Below are 17753 nucleotides of genomic sequence, written 5' to 3'. Positions count from 1 at the left end.
AATTTCCGTAATTTCTAATTTTTCTCCAACAACACAACAGCTTCGCAGTGGTACGTTCTTGGAAACTGGTCGAAAAACTCTAATGACTTAATTTTATACCCTTTTTCGATAAATTTCTCCAAATCCATTCTTTGTGTTATCGGATTGCATGAGATGTAGATAAATTTATCGGGATTGATGTCGATTAATCTATCGATTGCTTTTGGATGAATTCCATCTCGTGGAGGATCGAGGACTACTACGTCTTTTTTCTCAACTTTTTCCATAAAATTCAAGCAATCATCGCATACGAATTCTGTATTTGTTAATCCGTTTAGTTTTGCGTTTTCTCGAGCTTTTTCGACTGCTTCTTCTACTATTTCGACGCCAATCACACTTTCGGATTTTTTTGCAAAAATTTGTGCGATGGTTCCAGTTCCACAGTACAAATCGTAGACGTTTTTTCCTGACAAATCTCCAGCTAATTCCAAGGCTCTGTTATAGATTTGTTCTGCTTGTGCTGGATTTGGCTGAAAGAATGAAAATGGAGATATTCTAAATTCCAATCCGTTTATTTTTTCTGTCAAATATTCTTTGCCGTACAACAATTCTAATTTGTCGACAATTACCGCATCAGAAATATTATCGTTAATTGTGTGATAAATAGACACGATTCTGTTGTCGATTTGCTTTGCAAATTCAACGAAATCATTCACATCAAACTCATCACTTGTCGTTACCAAATTAATCATGTACTCATCTTCACTGAAACTTTTTCTGATTATGAAGTGTCTCAAAAGTCCAGTATGTTTTACTTTTTTAAAAAATTCGTAATTTTTGTCGCGAAAATATTCTTGAACAGCTTGTCTGATTTTGTTAAAGCCTTCATCAATGATATTGCAATCTACGGTGTCTGTTATTTCGTAGAATTTGTTTTTAGTGTGAAGTCCTAAAACAAGTGGACCACCTTTGACACTATCTCCAAAAGTGTATTCCATTTTGTTTCTATAGCCTTGTAAAATAGGCGATGGATGAAAAGTAATATCCTCATCGTAAATATCTTTGTATAATTCTGTGAGTGTTTTTTTCTTCAAATCGCACTCCACATCATACTCTAATTTTTGATAAATACAACCGCCACATCTTTCATTTACAGGACAACCTTCAATAGTTTCAAGAGGAGACTTTTCTAGTTTTTCAACTAGTTTTCCCTCAATAAATCCCTTTTTCTTTCTTTTTCGTTGAAAAGAGATTGTTTGTCCTTGAATTGTGTTCTTTATAGAATACAAATTATCGTCTATTTTGCAAATTCCCTTGTTAGGAAATAAGTTGTATTCTACTTTTGCCTCTAAAATTTTTTTCATTATCCTTGTAGACCGTCTGCTTGTCTTTGCATATTTTCTACGACGATATCGTGAATATCTCCGATTGATTGTCCGTATTCCAATACTTGCCAAGGTTCATTAGTATGGAAATGAATTTTAATCAAATCATCGCCACCTACAACCAAAAGGCAATCTCCTTTGAAATGTTCTGTAATATATTCACTAATTGTATCGCTTGATAAGTTTTCTCCTGCTATTAATAATTGTGTATCAAATCTAAATTCTATTTGTTCTGACATAATTTCACCTTCATTTTAAAATTTCCCATTGGGATTAAGTTAATTTTACCATATTGCATGATTATTTTCTTAAAAAATTTATTTCCAGCTATTTGGAAGAAGCGATTTGTATGGATATGAGTCAAACCTATCGTCAATCAAAAATAATTCTCCAGTATCGGTGTCTGTTCTAATAAGTCTTCCACCAGCTTGGTGCACCTTGTTCATTCCTGGATACACGTAAGCGTAATCGAATCCGTTTTTTCCATTTTCGTCAAAATATTTTTTAATCAAATCATTTTCTACGCTAATTCCGGGAAGTCCGACGGAAATTATTCCAACAGTATTCAATCTGTCGCCACTCAAATCCACGCCTTCGCTGAACACTCCACCTAAAACACAAAACGCCATTATGTTTGAACTAGTTGTAAATTGGGACAAAAATTCCAATCTTTCCATATCAGTTAGCGTTCGTTCTTGTGTTAAAATATCGAAACCACAAATCTCATACACAGATTCCAAGTACGAATAAGAAGGGAAGAATATGAGTTTGTTTCCAGGCTTTTCGTTGATTTTTCGAAGGATTTCTGCAATTTTATATTTCGTATCTTCGCGGTCTTTGAATCTAGTTGAAATGTTGATGTGATTTACTTTCAAATTCTCTTTTGGGAAAGGAGATTCCAATCTTATGTTATAGAATTTTTCCAAACCCAATACATCTGCAAAGTAGGTCATAGGAGACAAAGTAGCTGAGAAAAATACGTTTGATTTACACTTTTTTAAAAGATTTTTAAAAATATTGTGAGTGTTCAAGCACATGATGTTGTAAATAACATCATTGTTTTCTGATTTTATCAAAGTGACGAAAGAATCATCGTAAAAATCAGAAATTTTCAAAAACTTATTGATTTCAAAATACACATCCAATACTTTGTCGTAGTATGGTTTGTCCTTTTCTTCGACCAAGAATTTCGTCATGGATTCTTTGCAATGCACACAATAATCAATCAAATCTACTGACAAATCCTTGTAAGTGTTTACTGGTTTTCCTAATGCTTCATCTTTGATTTGTTTTGCGAGTTTCTTCAAATTGCGTTTGATTTTGAGCTCTTTTTTATCATCTAAAAGCTCATCACAACAGTCCATAAGTTGGTTGAAACTCAATGAATACGAATACATATCACGTCCTCGACTCACCAAGTTATGAGCTTCATCAACCAAAAGCGACATTCTCAAATAAGGAACTTCGAAAAATCTTTTCAGATATACTACCGGATCAAAAACGTAATTGTAATCACAAATCACAATGTCACAGAAATTGGACAAATCCAGCTCCAATTCCAACGGACAAACTCTGTATTTGAATGCGTATTTTTTAATGATTTCTTCCACGATAATATCCTCGTTTTCAAGCATATCGAGAATGCATTTGTTGACCCTGTCGTAGTGACCTTTTGCAAATTCACAATCATTTGGATTACACTTGACTTCATTGTTGATGCAGACTTTGTTCTTTGCGATTATCTCGACTGATTTTATTATCAAACCTTTTTGTTTCATCAAATACAATTGGTCGTTGCAGGCTTTTTTTAGCGTAGATTTTGCAGTCAAATAAAAAATCTTGTCCGTCAAATCTTCTCCCATAGCTTTAATTGAAGGAAAAAGCGTGGAGATAGTCTTGCCAATTCCTGTTGCAGCTTCCACCATCAAATCTACACCCTGTTTGGTTGCAGAATAAACGTTTTGGCTCAAATACTTCTGACCAGCTCTAAATGCAGGATATGGAAATGACAAGTTCTGAATGGATTCTTCACGATCTTTTATGTGCTGTGTGATTAATTCTGTGAACACGGAATATTTTTCTAATAATGAAAAATAAAATTCTTTTAATTCTTCAAAAGTAAAATTTTGCCTGATAAATTTTATTTTCTTGGTATCAGTTTGATAATAAGTTAGCTGCAAATCAATATCTTCCAAGCCATTGTCCACAGAATAAAAATACCCGTAGCATTTTACTTGTGCCCAGTGATATTTGTTCGAATTGTATTCCAATTCTTCCAAATCACGCGTAGTAGATTTTATTTCATCTATTAAAGTTTTACCGTTTTTAATTCCTATTCCGTCAGCTCTACCTTCCACGATGTAATTTACCGACTTGTAGAGGGTAGTGTTTTTGAGAGTAACTTCCGGCAAAAATCCAATATCGTATTCTTTTTGAATCATTTTGTGGATTCTTTGCCCTTCTTTTGCTCTGTCGAACACATTTCTGAACCTGTCGTCTATGTCGCCACTTCGTTCAGTGTATTCAACCAAATCTCTGACAGAAAGTTTGATTTCTTTTTTCATAGTTTATAATTTTGTTGAAGCAAATTTACTTCCTTGTAAATTTTTCTTCGTTCAATCGCCAAATCGCGATACATTTTATCCTCATCTGTTACATATTCTATTGTTTCATTTACCATTTCAGATTCTCCGTCTTCGTTTACACTCACCATTGTGAAATATCCTGAAGCTTTTATGATATCTGTGCCTTCGACTTTTGCACGAACGAAACATTCCATGCTAGTTTTTCCAACGTAATCTATAATCGCTGTGATTTTTATAATTTCTCCCAATTTTGTTGGAGCGTTGAATGTCAAATTATTTACGGCTTTTGTCAATGTTTTATTGGAACAAAATCTTCTCGTGCACACACCTGCGATTGTGTCCATCATTTTGAACAATTCTCCTCCGTGGAGAAGTCCGTAAAAATTTCCCATATCTCCATTTGCTCTGAATTTTACAATTGTTTTTGTATCTTGTTTTGTTTTCATTTTTTCCACCTTTTAATTCTTACTTCTATTATAGTATAAAATTTTGTTTTCGGAAAAATGAAATCAATCGCAAGATTTTAAAATTGAAACAAAAAGAAATTAAATGTATAATTAGATTGTATGAACTTTACAGGAGGTTAATGATTTGAAATATAGAGAATATTATGATAATGTTTTAGTCCGAATTGAAAAGGGCGAAGACGTTGTAGAAAAATTATTCGAATTAGTTGAAAAGCTTCAGCTAAAAAATGGTTCTATTTCTGGTATTGGTGCCAGTGATAATATAACTGTGGGATTATATAGTGTCGAAAAACAAGAATACACTAAGAAAAATTTCACAGGAGAGATGGAAATCACAAGCATCCTTGGAAATATCTCTACTATGAATGACAAACCTTATTTGCACATGCATATTACATTTGCAGATGAGAATTTGAATGTTCACGGCGGACATTTGAACGAGGCTATCATATCAGCAACTTGTGAAATCATAATTAATAAAATAGACGAAAAAGTTGATAGATTCAAAGATTCTGAAACAGGTTTAAATTTATACGATATTTAAAGGAGATAAATGAAATATTATTTTAATAATGACAGCGTAGATCCGTATTACAATTTTGCGGTTGAATATTTTTTCGCAAAGCATAACATTCCAGTGTTTATTTTGTGGAGAAACAAGGATTCAATTCTACTAGGCAAAAATCAAAACATTTACAGAGAAGTTAACTTAAAATACACTGAAGAAAATGGAATTAATCTAGTTCGTAGGTTATCTGGCGGTGGTTGCATATATACTGATGAAAAAAATATGCAATACACTTTTATTGAAAGTCAAAACTACGCAAATGACTTCAAACATTTCGCTAATATGATAATCAATCAAATGAAAAAGATGGGACTTAATCCAGAATTCAGCGGTAGAAATGATATTTTGATTGACGGTAAGAAAATAAGTGGCAACGCACAATATATGAAAAACAGCATGGTTGTTCATCATGGTACAATTCTTTTCGATATTGGAGTTGAAAAGATGATGCATTCACTTACTCCTCAAAAAATAAAATTCGAAGGAAAAGCTATCAAATCTGTAGAATCCAGAATCACAACTATTAATGATATGATTGATATGGAATACGATGAGTTTTTCAATAAAATTAAAAACGGTATCATTGAAGATAATAACTTAGAAGAATACGTGCTTAACGATTCTGAAAAAGAAGAAGTGAATGATTACATCGATTTATTTAAAAATGAAGAATTTATTTACTCAAAAGGAGAAACTACTGCAAATTATCAAAGAAAACACAAGTTTGGAGTTGTGGAGTATAGCTACAACATCAAGGATAATTTGATTGATAGTTTCAAAATAGAAGGGGATTTCTTTTCAAACAAAGATATTTCAGAATTTTGCGATATGTTTGTTGGAAAGGCTATGACAATAGATGGTTTCCACAATGTTTTGAATGATGTTAATATCGGGGAATACATTGTTGGAATGGATGAGAAAGTGTTTTTAGGTGATATATTTGATTAGAAAACCAAAATGGATGAGAGTAAAAATCGAAGGTAGCCAAAACCTTCACGAAGTAGAAAGTTTAGTAGATGGTTTTGAATTGAACACAGTTTGCAAGGAAGCAAATTGTCCTAACAGAATGAAATGCTACGAATCACGTACAGCTACATTTATGATTTTAGGAGATATTTGTACTAGAAACTGTAGATATTGCAACGTAACTACTGGAAGAGGAAGAGCTGTTGATGAAAAGGAACCTGAAAATGTTGCAAAAGTTGTGCAAAAATTAGGGTTGAAATACGCTGTTATTACTTCAGTTGACAGAGATGACTTAAAAGACGAAGGTGCAACTCAATTCAAAAATGTTATCAAGGAAATTAGAAAACACAACGAAGGAACATTGGTTGAAGTTTTGATTCCTGATATGCACGCAAAGCATGAATTGTTGGATATTGTTTTTGATGAAAGACCAGATGTATTAAATCACAACGTTGAAACAGTTCGTTCTATCTTCAAAGAAATGAGACCACAAGGTAACTTGGACAATTCTTTTGAAGTTTTAAGATATGCAAAAGAAAAAGGACTTGTAACTAAATCTGGATTTATGGTTGGACTTGGAGAAACTAATGAAGAAGTTCATCAAATGTTAGATAAGTTGAACGAATTAAAAGTAGATATAGTTACTATTGGACAATATTTGATGCCTACATTAGAACATGCAGAGTTGGACAGATATGTTACTCCCGAAGAATTCGAAGAATACAAAAAATACGGAGAATCAATCGGAATTAAGCATGTTGAAAGTGGCCCATTCGTAAGAAGTTCCTACAATGCAGGAAATGTATTTAAATCATTGGAGAAAAAAGAAAATGAGTAATGCAAAATAGGGCGAAAGCTCTATTTTGTATTATAAGAGGGAATATATGAATAAGTACATTTTTAGAGAGAAAATCAATTTGCTAATGCAAATTTTACTGACAATTTTGTTGTCGTGTTTTTTGGTGGTGGCGATAGTATTTACGAAAAGATTATTTGAAGTCCAAAATAAGACCTTCTCACTTATTGTAATTAGTGCATCGTTAATTTTATTCGCTGGAATAAATTATCTCAAGGACAGGACGATTTACAATATGGGACTTTTATTTGTAGAAGGGTTTAAACAAGATTTGTTTCATAATGTGATTTCACAAAACTTTTACGAAATACAACAAAAAGAAAAAACTTTTTCGAATGACATTACATCGACATCGCTATACTTAAAAGAATATTACATTATTCCGACATTGGAGATGATATCTGATGCAATTCTATTGATTGCAGTTTTTGTTACAACAGGATACTGCGTTTCATTTATTCCGGTGTCAATTATAACTGTAGGAGTGTTGGTTTTCAGTTTGATAAATGTGAGAATCGACAAATCAATATTAGAAAAGAAAACAAATACATCGAATTTAAGAAAAAGATACGTGTATTTTCTAGATGATATGTTAAATTCCAAGAAAGTCATCAACTCAAAGGCTAACAAAGCGCTTGAAGTTGTTCACAGTAAATTAATAGAAGATATATCAGAAAAAGTGACGGAACTTGACAAGGAAGAGCTCACAAAATACAATCTAAAATTATTATTCATCGGAGTATATTTTATAATTAGTTTGATTTATATTATTAAGCAGCCACAAATCAGCACCGGTGAAGTTATCATTCTTATAAGTTCAGTTATGTTGCTTCATCATATCATTAAAAAAATCGTAAAAGAACGATCTATGATTGTGCAATCTGAGCAAAAAGTTTTCGAAATGGAAGAAATTTTTGGGAATCAAGAAAAATCAGATAAAATTGTAGAACACATAAAAGACATTGAGTTCAGAGATGTGAAATTGTATTCTTCAAATGTTAAAGTTAAGATCAACTACACATTTTATACTGACAAAAAATACTTAATTATTTGTGATAATGAAGAAGTTGTAAACTTACTAGCCAAATCATTCATTCAGACATTGTCTCCGCAAAGTGGAATGATTTTGGTAAATAATGAGCCATTAGAAGAGTTTGATTTGTCATCAAACCTGCTAGTAACTTACGATGAAAGTTACATCTTCGATACTGATTTTAGAAATAATGTTACATTGTTTAATTCTTTTGCGGATAAGAAAATCCCACCATTGTTAAAAATATTCGATGAAGAATTGACTTCGAAACAAAGATATTCTGAATATAGTGATAGAGATAAGAATTTAATCAGATATAAGAGAATAATCAATCAAGATTCTGAATTTAACATGGTAGTTAATTTGTTTGAAAATTTGGACGAAAATACTGGCAATATTTTGCTAGAAGATTTCATCTTGAGATTCAATGGATCAATATACTGTGCTAAGGACGTTAATCCATTTATAAAGGAAAAATTCGACGAAGTATTGTATGTTAAAAATATTGACAGCGACTATTTGTTAGTTCAAGAATAAATCAAACATCACGGTAAATTATTTATCGTGGTGTTTTTTTATTTTTATACTTTACAAGAAAAAATTTTGAGTTAAAATATATAAGTAATTTAAATTTTGGAGGAATTATGAATTGGTTAAATAAAAATTATAAAGGATTATTGCTTTGCCTTTTAATAGCTATTCCTTGCCATTTTTTGGGCAAAAAATTCCCTGTAATAGGTGGTGCAGTTCTAGCGATTTTGGTTGGGATTGTTATGGGATATGTTATTAAAGACAAATCACAATTTGAAGTCGGAATGAAATTTGCATCTAAAAAAATATTGCAATATGCTGTAATTTTACTTGGATTTGGAATGAATTTGGCGGTTGTAATGGAAACTGGAAAACAATCATTGCCAATAATTACACTAACTATTTCCACATCTTTAATTATTTCTTATGTACTTGCAAAGAAAATGAATATTGCGAAAAACATTGCGATATTAGTGGGAGTTGGATCATCAATTTGCGGTGGATCTGCAATTGCAGCAACTGCTCCAGTAATAGAAGCTGATGATGAAGATGTTGCACAGGCAATTTCTGTAATATTTTTCTTCAATGTAATTGCGGCTTTGATTTTCCCGTTGTTGGGAAGCGTGATTGGATTTTCCACTCATTCTGGAGAAGCGTTCGGAATATTTGCAGGAACTGCTGTAAATGATACATCATCAGTAACAGCGGCAGCCGCAACTTGGGATGGATTGTACAATTTGGGAACACAAACATTGGACAAAGCTGTTACTGTAAAATTGACTAGAACATTAGCGATTATTCCAATCACTTTGGTATTGTCGTATTTGAGAACTAAAAAACAAGAACAATCAGAAAAAGTTGAACTCAAAAAAATATTTCCTATGTTTATTTTGTATTTCGTTCTTGCAAGTATTATAACTACAGTTGCTTTGAAAATGGGAGTGGATGCGAAAGTTTTTAATCCATTAAAAGAATTGTCTAAATTTTTCATTGTAATGGCAATGGCTGCAATTGGATTTAAAACAGATATTGTAAAATTAATAAAAACAGGTGGCAAACCAATCCTTCTTGGATTTTGTTGCTGGATTGGAATCACTATAGTTTCAATAGCAATGCAATTTGCACTTGGACTAATATAGCATAAAGCTACGCAAAAATTTTGCGTAGCTTTTTTCATGAAAAAAAATCACGGCTTTAGGGGGAGCCGTGATTCTTAAGTACAATTTTATCTTACAAGGGGTTTGTTTGATATAAATTGATATCTATTATCATTATACTACGGTTTTTCAATTTGTCAACTAAAAATGATTATCAAATTAAAAAAATCAAACAAATAGTAATATTTTTATATTTTACAGTAATATTTTAACATTTTCTTCACTAAATAATTTTATATTTTCTTTTGAAAGTTTGTGAGCAGCAATCCCCATGCCTTTTATTTTTTGATGATTGAAAGTTCCATCGTAAATATAATTAGTTCCACATGATGGAGAATTTTCTTTTAAGATGGCGATTGTAGCATCGTATAACTTGGCAAGTTTTACCACTTCTTCGCTTCCTTTTTCAAACTCTTTTGTAAATTCTTCTCCGTCATAATCAAAAACTTTCCCATCACTAATCTCAACAGGATTTCTGGGAGTTGGTAAACCTCCCATAATTTCTGGGCATACTGGAATTAAATTGTATTTTTCTTTGAGTAAGTTGATAGTTTCTTCGTCTAGTTTATTATTAGAACCGTTGTATTTACAATCAACGCCCAATAAACAAGCGCTAATTAAAACATTTTGCATATTTGTCTCCTTTAATTTTTGAAAATCCTTTTGTTAATTTCACTGACAGGAAGGCCTATTATTGTATTCAAATCACCTTCGATGTAATCTATAAGAACTGGATTTAAATCTTGAATTCCGTAGGCACCAGCTTTGTCATAGACTGTGCCTTCATCGATGTATTTTTTGATTAAATGGATATTTTTATCTGTTTTTTCTGAAAATTTTACGTTACTGTAAGTGTAGAATATTTCTTCGTAATTTTTTGATTTCAAACAAACAGATGTCACAACTTTGTGAACTTTTCCGAGATAGGATGTTAGCATATCCAATGCCTCGTCATAATCTTGTGGCTTGTTCAAAATTTTACCGTCGTTAATTACGATTGTGTCAGAAGAAATGTAGAGCGTGTCTTCTTTTAATTCTAATGGAAGAATTTTTGCTTTGGATATTTCACAGCAAACAAGTGCAAGTTTTTCTATAATTTCACGGTCTTTGTATTTTTCATAAGCTAGTTTTTCTATTTTTCTCTCATCAATATCAGTAGATGTGCTTTCAAATTCACAAATATTTTTCAATAATTCGTTTCTTCTTGGAGATTTGCTAACCAAAATTACATGAGTAAATTCGTCTAATTTCCCAATTTTTGTAACATTTTTTACGTATTTCATTTTATCACCAAATATATTGTCTTATCTTTTTATTAATGTGTCAAATGGGTATATATAATATGGTGATTATATGATATATACAGTGACATTAAATCCTTCGATTGATTACATAATGCGATTGGATGATTTTCGAAATGGAGAAACAAATAGAGCAAAAGTTACTGAACTTTACGCTGGTGGAAAAGGAATTATGGTTAGCAAATTGCTACATAATTTGGATGTAGGAACCCAAAATATTGGATTTTTGGGAGGATTTACAGGGGATTACATCGAAAAATTATTAGATGAGATGGAAATTCTCCACGATTTTACAAAAATTAATGGAAACAACAGAATTAATGTAAAATTAAAAATGGATTCTGAAACAGAAGTTAACGCACCAGGGCCAGATATTTCTCAAGAAGAATTAGAAGACTTCTACGAAAAACTTTCTGGAATTGATGGTGGAATAGTATCTTTTTCCGGATCTGTGGCAGCGAATATGGACAAGGATATTTATATTGAGATGATAAAAAAATTATCTCCGAATACTAGATTCACATTGGATACAACTGGTGATGTGTTATTGAAAAGCTTGGATTATAATCCTTTGCTGCTAAAACCCAACCAAGCAGAATTAGAAGAAATTTACGGAGACAAGTTTAATTCAAAAGAAGAAATAATTTCATATATAAAATCGACCATGATTCCAAAAGCAGAGCATGTGATATGTTCTTTGGGAAGTGATGGTGCGATTTTTGTGAGTGCAAATAATTCATTTTACATTCCAATTGTAAAAGGAGAAGTTATCAACAGTGTTGGCGCTGGAGATAGTATGGTTGCAGGATTTATCTACGCTTATATGAATGAAATGAGTGAAGAAGATATGTTCAAAATGGCTGTGGCTAGTGCGACTGCGACTGTTTTCTCATATGATATGGGAGAAAAGGATCAAATAAATGAAATATTTGGCAAATTAAAAATAATAAATATGGGGGAAAATAATGGAAATTAAAGATTTGCTTTCAAAAGATCTAATGATTATGAATCTTAAATCTACAACAAAAAAAGATGTTATAGATGAGATGATTGAAAAATTGTACGAAAACAATGTTATTAATGATGTACTAAAATTTAGATCTGAAATTATGAAAAGAGAGTTGGAATCTTCGACAGGTCTTGGAGAAGGTGTTGCTATGCCTCATGCGAAAACATCGGCAGTGAATAAACCTGCGATTGTATTTGCAAGAAGTACAACTGGCGTGGATTATGAAGCATTAGATGGAGAAGATACTTATATATTTTTCATGATTGCTGCAACTGAAGGACAAAACCAAATGCATATTGAAACTTTGGCGAAATTGTCCAAGCTTTTATTAAAAGAAGGATTTATCGATAGATTAAAATCTAGCGAATCTCCAGAAGATGTTTACAAAACTATTGACTATTATGCAGAAGAATCTGAGCCGAAAGTAGCACCAGTAGAAACCAGCTCGATTTATACAGAAAAACCATTCGTCCTAGCTGTAACTGCATGTCCAACGGGAATTGCACACACTTATATGGCAGAAGAAGCTTTGAAGGAACAAGCATCTAAAATGGGAGTTGACATCAAGGTAGAAACAAACGGATCTGATGGTGTTAAGAACAAATTAACAGCTGATGATATCGAAAAATCTACTGGAATTATTATAGCTGCGGATAGAAAAGTAGAAACTGCACGTTTTAATGGCAAAAATGTAATTGAGTGTCCGGTTTCCGATGCAATTAGAAATCCAAAAGATTTGATTGAAAAAATAGTAGACGGCAAAGCGAAGATTTATCACGCAGATGAATCGGAGTCAAAAGAAGTTGAAGAAGAAACGACAAATTGGAAATCAAAATTATACCAAGATATTATGAATGGTGTAAGTCATATGTTGCCATTTGTAGTTGGCGGCGGAATTTTATTGGCGTTGTCATTCTTGGTTGAAAGATTTTTCTCAGATACTTCACCAATTTACAATTTATTCTCCGTAGGTGGAAAAGCAGCGTTTGGATTTTTGATTCCAATTTTGGCAGGATACATTGCTATGAGCATTGGAGATAGACCAGCGTTAATGCCTGGTATGGTTGCAGGTTTCATTGCAGGACAAGGCGCAGGATTTTTGGGAGGACTGTTAGGTGGTTTCTTAGCAGGTTATGTTATTTTATTCTTGAAGAAGATTACTAGAAATCTTCCAAAATCACTTGAAGGGACTAAACCAATGTTAATCTTCCCGGTATTTGGGTTGCTATTAACATCTTTGGGTATGATTTTCGTAATATCTCCAGTGTTTACTACAATTAACAAAGCAATCAATGGATTTTTGGCAAATATGGGAACTACAAACTCAATTTTACTTGGAGCTTTGCTCGGAGCGATGATGAGTGTGGACATGGGTGGTCCTGTTAACAAAGCAAGTTACACTTTCTCAATAGGAGTATTCACAGATACTGGTAATGGTGCTTTTATGGCAGCTACAATGGCTGGAGGAATGGTTGCGCCACTTGCAATAGCTATAGCATCTAGTTTATTTAAAAATAAATTTGACGAAAAAGAAAAGAAATCAGCAGTCACTAACTATATTTTGGGTGCATCATTTATCACAGAAGGAGCGATTCCTTTTGCAGCAAAAGATCCATTGAGAGTAATTGTGTCATCTGTAATAGGTAGTGCAATTGCAGGTGGACTTACACAAGCATTTGAAGTAAAATCTCCAGCACCACACGGAGGAATATTCATTTTACCAGCTATGGAATCTGTAGACAAGGCGTTGTTCTTCGTATTATCTGTAGCAGTGGGATCATTGGTTTCAGCAATCATTTATGGATTGTGGAAACAAAAAGCAGAATAATGTTATAATAATATTGTAATTTACAAATTTTCAAATTTTCAAGGAGGAAATTATGTTAGTAGCAGCAGACAAAATGTTAAAAGATGCATTAAAAGGAAAATACGCAGTAGGTCATTTCAACATCAACAACTTGGAATGGACTAAAGCTATTTTGGAAACAGCACAAGAAAACAACTCACCAGTTATTTTGGGAGTTAGCGAAGGCGCTGGAAAATATATGGGCGGATACAAAACAGTTGTAGGAATGGTTAAAGGAATGATTGAAGAATTAAACATAACAGTTCCTGTAGCAATCCACTTAGACCACGGATCATTCGAAGGAGCAAAAAAATGTATCGAAGCAGGATTTACGTCAGTAATGTTTGATGGTTCTAAATATCCAATTGATGAAAATATAGAAAAAACAAAAGAAATAGTTGAACTTGCTCACTCAAAAGGAATCAGCGTTGAAGCAGAAGTTGGAGCTATCGGTGGCGAAGAAGACGGAGTAATCGGTCAAGGAGAAATCGCCGACAAAAACGAATGCAAGAGAATTTCTGAATTAGGAATAGATTTCTTGGCAGCAGGAATTGGTAATATCCATGGTGTTTATCCTGAAAACTGGAAGGGATTAGACTTCAATGCTCTTGGAGAAATCAAAGGAGAAATCGGAGAAATGCCCCTAGTTCTTCATGGTGGAACAGGAATTCCAACTGATATGATAAAAGAAGCAATCAGCCTTGGAGTATCCAAAATAAATGTAAACACTGAATGTCAAATCGTATTTACAGAAGAAACTAGAAAATATTTCGAAGAAAATAAAGACAAAGAAAAGAAAGGATTTGACCCAAGAAAAGTTTTGAAACCAGGCTACGAAGCAATCAAAGCAAAAGTTAAAGAAAAAATGGAAATTTTTGGATCAATCGACAAAGCAAACTAATTTAAAAATCAGAATTCAAGCTGAATCTATTAATTTAGATTCGGCTTTTTGATTTGAAAAAATTTTTATTGTATAGGATAATATTACCTAGGTGATAAATTTGAAAAACATTGATTTATTTAAAACTCTTTTGAAAATTAATGCCGTGACGTTTGGTGGAGGATATACAATAGTTCCTATAATTAGAGATGAGTTTGTTAAGAACAAAAAAATAATTGACGACGACGAAATGATGAAAATAATCGCCTTGGCACAAAGTTGTCCAGGAGCGATGGCTATTAACACGTCGATTTTATTAGGATACAGGATTAATAAAACAAAAGGGGCAATTGCAAGTGTACTTGCAGCGACTCTTCCATGTTTGGTTATTATTTCGATTGTAAGTTTAATTTACAACAAAATTCACGACAATCCATTTATCAACATGATGCTTATTAGTATGAGTGGAGCAATCAGTGCGATATTACTTTTAACTGTTGTGGATTTGGCAAAATCAAATTTGAAAAAAGACAGAGCACTTGGAATTGGAATAATGATCTTAGCATTTGTAATGGGATTTGTATTTAACATAAATGTTGCGATAATTTTACTTGCTTGCGCTTGTATCGGGGTAATGTATTCAAAGATTGTAGGTGGCAAATATGATTTTGATTAAATTATTCTGGGTGTTTTTTAAAGTTGGATTATTTGCTTTTGGTGGAGGATATGCAACACTTCCACTTATCACAAATTTTGTAGTAAATGAAAATCAATGGATCAGTCTTAGAGAATTGACAGACGTACTTACGATTTCGCAAATGACGCCAGGACCAATAGCGATAAATTCTGCGACATTTGTTGGAATGAAAATATATTCCGTGCTGGGAGCTGTTGTAGCAACTACTGGATTGGTGTTTCCGGCGTTAATTATTCTACTTCCGTTATCTAAGCTAATTTTTTCGGGAAAAGAATTAAAGTTTTTGGATTATATACTAAAAGGGATCAAACCTGCAGTTGCAGCACTGATATTCATTGCATTTATCGATTTGTTCGAATCGGCAGTGTTTAATGGCACATTTAATACGACAAACATAAACATTGTCGCCGTAATTTCATTTTTTGTAGGATTTGTAATGTATTATAAAAAAGTTTCTATTATTAAGATAATCGGCGTGTGTGCAACGATAGGACTTATATATCAATTTGTAATCTAAAAAAAGCCTCACTATGAGGCTTTTTGTCGTTTAAATATCTATTGAGTTGTCCATCATTTTTATTGACGCTTGGTATAAGCCAAGACCTGTCAATATCCAAATAATAGTGCTTGTAATTGGTATTCCCATTATTTTTGTGAATGTGTTCATTGTAATTGTATCTGAATTTTTTAGCGTTATTAATTCGCTAGCATCTACGATTCCTTCACCTACATATGAGATTAGATAAGGGAATCTTGCGAATATTTCTTGGTCGATTAGGGATATAACCACGTTAATCACAATCATAATTATAATCCATGAGTAACCAGTTTTGTTTGATGGAAACAATGATTTTGTAGCAACTATTGAGAAATACATTACAATATATCCTATAAATGTACTTATAATAAAGTTTACAGTCAAAATGATGAATGTAAATGGAGAAATCGTAAAGTACGGATTATTAAATGCCAATTTAATCATTTCTAAGAATTTCGATTCACCAACAAAATACATTCCCAAGAAGTTTATTAAAGAAAATGCTATTGCAAATATTACTGTCCAAATAAGAGCGAATAATAGTTTACTCATTAAAATGTCGTTGCTTTTAACAGGAAGTGTGAACATCAAATAGCCTCTGTCGGAATAGTAATCGCGTCTGAACACCATAACTATTTGTACAGTCAATGCCAAGAAACTTCCAAAAACTGCAAGGATACATAAAATCAAGAAAAGCATTTCGATAAATCCCATCGTTTGAGTATTTGCGATTATTGAATTTTTAAATAATGCATATAACAAGCTGTTTCCCAACAATCCGACAAATAATGATATCAAGCATAATTTCAAGTTGTTTTTTAAATCGTGTTTTAAAAGTTTAAGCATGGTGACCTCCAAAAATTTGTTTGTACACATCTTCAATGCCTTTGTTGTAAGTTGATCTCAAATTTTCTACGCTATCATTTAATTCCACAGAACCTTTGTTGAGCATGATTACTCTGTCGAAAATTCTTTCGATATCTCTAACCAAGTGAGTAGTAATGACGAGAGTAGAATCAGGGTCGATGTTATCAATGATTGCATCCAAAATTTGTTCACGAGCTACAGGGTCAACTCCTGCGATTGGCTCATCAATTATGAAAAGCTTAGCGTGACGTGATAACACAAGTGCCAAGTTCAATTTTTCGGTCATACCTTTTGATAGATTGCTGACTTTCATTTTCTTGTCCAAACTCATTTGTTCAATAAAACTTGTGAATTTTTCTCCGTCAAAATCGGAATAAAAATCTTCGAACAATGCTTGTGTTTGAGCGATTGTAAGGTTAGGATCTAGGAAAAAACGATCCGGCAAATAACTTACGAATTCTTTTGTCTTGTAATTAACATTTTGTGAATCGATTTTAACTTCGCCTTCGTATTTTTTTATTATTCCAGCTAAAATTTTGATTAAAGTTGTCTTGCCAGAACCATTTGGACCTAGAAGTCCGATGACTTCTCCTTTTTCGGCTGTAAATGATACATCTTTAAGTGCTTGTTTGTTGCCGTATTTTTTCGACAAATTTTTTATTTCGAGTACGCTCATTTTTTCCACCTTTCATCTATAAGTTCCATTAGTTTTTCTTTTGGCATATTCATTTGATACATTTCGTTTAAGAAATCATCTATCAATTGTTCTGCCATATCATTTTTCAAAGCTTTTAATTTATCTTCGTCGACATCGACAAATGAACCAAGTCCTCGTTTACTCATAGTAATTCCACAGCTTTCCAACTCTGCATAAGCACGTTGAACTGTGTTAGGATTTACATTTAATTCTTTCGCAGTTTCTCTGACAGAAGGAATTTTATCAGAAGACTTTAATTCTTGCCTAATTATTTTGTATTTAAAATAATCTACGATTTGAATGTAGATAGGCTTATTATCATCAAATTGCATATTATCTCCTTTCTCATCTGTTCTATAACAATAATACACCGTTACAATAAAAAAGTCAA

The 17753-nt window shown here is 32.5% G+C and carries 19 protein-coding genes; 10 read left to right on the top strand and 9 right to left on the bottom strand.

All coding sequences use genetic code 11. The features are described 5' to 3' along the window. Window positions 1-14: 14 nt before the first annotated feature. The 4 genes from rlmD to GKG00_RS01045 all read right to left on the bottom strand — a co-directional run bounded on the left by rlmD (window position 15) and on the right by GKG00_RS01045 (window position 4395). Window positions 15-1343: a 23S rRNA (uracil(1939)-C(5))-methyltransferase RlmD gene (gene rlmD / locus GKG00_RS01060; protein ID WP_154253801.1), complete on the bottom strand. Its 1329-nt coding sequence runs from the start codon at window positions 1341-1343 to the stop codon at window positions 15-17. Next, window positions 1343-1603 carry a hypothetical protein gene (locus GKG00_RS01055; protein WP_002835237.1) on the bottom strand — a complete coding sequence of 87 codons (261 nt, stop codon included), beginning with the start codon at window positions 1601-1603 and terminating at the stop codon, window positions 1343-1345. The genes rlmD and GKG00_RS01055 overlap by 1 nt, the downstream gene beginning before the upstream one ends. Before the next feature lie 78 nt (window positions 1604-1681). After that, on the bottom strand, window positions 1682-3928 hold the full coding sequence (locus GKG00_RS01050; RefSeq protein ID WP_154253799.1) for an ATP-dependent DNA helicase: 2247 nt from the start codon (window positions 3926-3928) through the stop codon (window positions 1682-1684). Continuing rightward, a complete protein-coding gene (locus tag GKG00_RS01045; protein WP_094208259.1) occupies window positions 3925-4395 on the bottom strand; it encodes an acyl-CoA thioesterase in 471 nt (156 codons plus the stop codon). The genes GKG00_RS01050 and GKG00_RS01045 overlap by 4 nt, the downstream gene beginning before the upstream one ends. A gap of 145 nt (window positions 4396-4540) precedes the next feature. Between GKG00_RS01045 and GKG00_RS01040 the strand changes: the two genes are divergently transcribed. The 5 genes from GKG00_RS01040 to GKG00_RS01020 all read left to right on the top strand — a co-directional run bounded on the left by GKG00_RS01040 (window position 4541) and on the right by GKG00_RS01020 (window position 9509). Continuing rightward, the gene (locus tag GKG00_RS01040; RefSeq protein ID WP_002835234.1) at window positions 4541-4960 is read left to right on the top strand and encodes a PPC domain-containing DNA-binding protein; all 420 of its coding nucleotides are present in this window, start codon (window positions 4541-4543) and stop codon (window positions 4958-4960) included. Window positions 4961-4969: 9 nt separating this feature from the next. Continuing rightward, entirely contained in the window at window positions 4970-5932 is a 963-nt protein-coding gene (locus GKG00_RS01035) for a lipoate--protein ligase (protein ID WP_154253797.1), read from the top strand. After that, window positions 5925-6788 (top strand): lipoyl synthase, encoded by an 864-nt coding sequence (lipA, locus tag GKG00_RS01030; RefSeq protein ID WP_154253795.1) that lies wholly within the window; start codon window positions 5925-5927, stop codon window positions 6786-6788. Before GKG00_RS01035 ends, lipA begins: the two co-directional genes overlap by 8 nt. A 46-nt stretch (window positions 6789-6834) precedes the next feature. After that, the gene (locus GKG00_RS01025; RefSeq protein WP_154253793.1) at window positions 6835-8376 is read left to right on the top strand and encodes an ABC transporter ATP-binding protein/permease; all 1542 of its coding nucleotides are present in this window, start codon (window positions 6835-6837) and stop codon (window positions 8374-8376) included. Window positions 8377-8483: 107 nt separating this feature from the next. After that, entirely contained in the window at window positions 8484-9509 is a 1026-nt protein-coding gene (locus GKG00_RS01020; RefSeq protein ID WP_154253791.1) for a YeiH family protein, read from the top strand. A gap of 213 nt (window positions 9510-9722) precedes the next feature. Here the strand turns inward: GKG00_RS01020 and GKG00_RS01015 are convergent, their stop codons facing one another. Continuing rightward, window positions 9723-10160, bottom strand: a complete 438-nt coding sequence (locus GKG00_RS01015; protein WP_154253789.1) for a DUF523 domain-containing protein — start codon at window positions 10158-10160, stop codon at window positions 9723-9725. Window positions 10161-10171: 11 nt separating this feature from the next. Continuing rightward, the gene (locus GKG00_RS01010; RefSeq protein ID WP_154253787.1) at window positions 10172-10810 is read right to left on the bottom strand and encodes a Maf family protein; all 639 of its coding nucleotides are present in this window, start codon (window positions 10808-10810) and stop codon (window positions 10172-10174) included. Between the two features lie 70 nt (window positions 10811-10880). On the opposite strand from GKG00_RS01010, the gene pfkB reads away from it, so the two are divergent. The 5 genes from pfkB (at window position 10881) to GKG00_RS00985 (ending at window position 15777) form a co-directional block, all read left to right on the top strand. Beyond that, on the top strand, window positions 10881-11804 hold the full coding sequence (gene pfkB, locus GKG00_RS01005) for a 1-phosphofructokinase (protein ID WP_154253785.1): 924 nt from the start codon (window positions 10881-10883) through the stop codon (window positions 11802-11804). Then, complete coding sequence (locus GKG00_RS01000; protein WP_154253783.1) at window positions 11794-13665, top strand: fructose-specific PTS transporter subunit EIIC; 1872 nt, start codon at window positions 11794-11796, stop codon at window positions 13663-13665. Before pfkB ends, GKG00_RS01000 begins: the two co-directional genes overlap by 11 nt. Before the next feature lie 52 nt (window positions 13666-13717). Further along, window positions 13718-14584: a class II fructose-1,6-bisphosphate aldolase gene (gene fba, locus GKG00_RS00995; RefSeq protein ID WP_002835224.1), complete on the top strand. Its 867-nt coding sequence runs from the start codon at window positions 13718-13720 to the stop codon at window positions 14582-14584. 91 nt (window positions 14585-14675) lie between these two features. Then, entirely contained in the window at window positions 14676-15239 is a 564-nt protein-coding gene (locus tag GKG00_RS00990; protein ID WP_012290953.1) for a chromate transporter, read from the top strand. After that, window positions 15226-15777, top strand: a complete 552-nt coding sequence (locus GKG00_RS00985; RefSeq protein WP_154253781.1) for a chromate transporter — start codon at window positions 15226-15228, stop codon at window positions 15775-15777. Before GKG00_RS00990 ends, GKG00_RS00985 begins: the two co-directional genes overlap by 14 nt. Before the next feature lie 30 nt (window positions 15778-15807). On the opposite strand, the gene GKG00_RS00980 is transcribed toward GKG00_RS00985, so the two are convergent. From GKG00_RS00980 to GKG00_RS00970, 3 genes are read right to left on the bottom strand one after another with little or no spacing between them, the layout of a single operon-like run. Next, the gene (locus GKG00_RS00980; protein ID WP_094206141.1) at window positions 15808-16644 is read right to left on the bottom strand and encodes an antibiotic ABC transporter permease; all 837 of its coding nucleotides are present in this window, start codon (window positions 16642-16644) and stop codon (window positions 15808-15810) included. Further along, on the bottom strand, window positions 16637-17341 hold the full coding sequence (locus GKG00_RS00975; RefSeq protein ID WP_154253779.1) for an ABC transporter ATP-binding protein: 705 nt from the start codon (window positions 17339-17341) through the stop codon (window positions 16637-16639). The genes GKG00_RS00980 and GKG00_RS00975 overlap by 8 nt, the downstream gene beginning before the upstream one ends. Beyond that, window positions 17338-17694, bottom strand: a complete 357-nt coding sequence (locus GKG00_RS00970; RefSeq protein WP_154253777.1) for a GntR family transcriptional regulator — start codon at window positions 17692-17694, stop codon at window positions 17338-17340. The genes GKG00_RS00975 and GKG00_RS00970 overlap by 4 nt, the downstream gene beginning before the upstream one ends. Between the last annotated feature and the right edge of the window lie 59 nt (window positions 17695-17753).

The organism is Finegoldia sp. BIOML-A1, from assembly GCF_009678325.1.
Taxonomy (GTDB): domain Bacteria; phylum Bacillota; class Clostridia; order Tissierellales; family Peptoniphilaceae; genus Finegoldia; species Finegoldia magna.
This window is presented reverse-complemented; position numbering and strand designations above follow the sequence as displayed.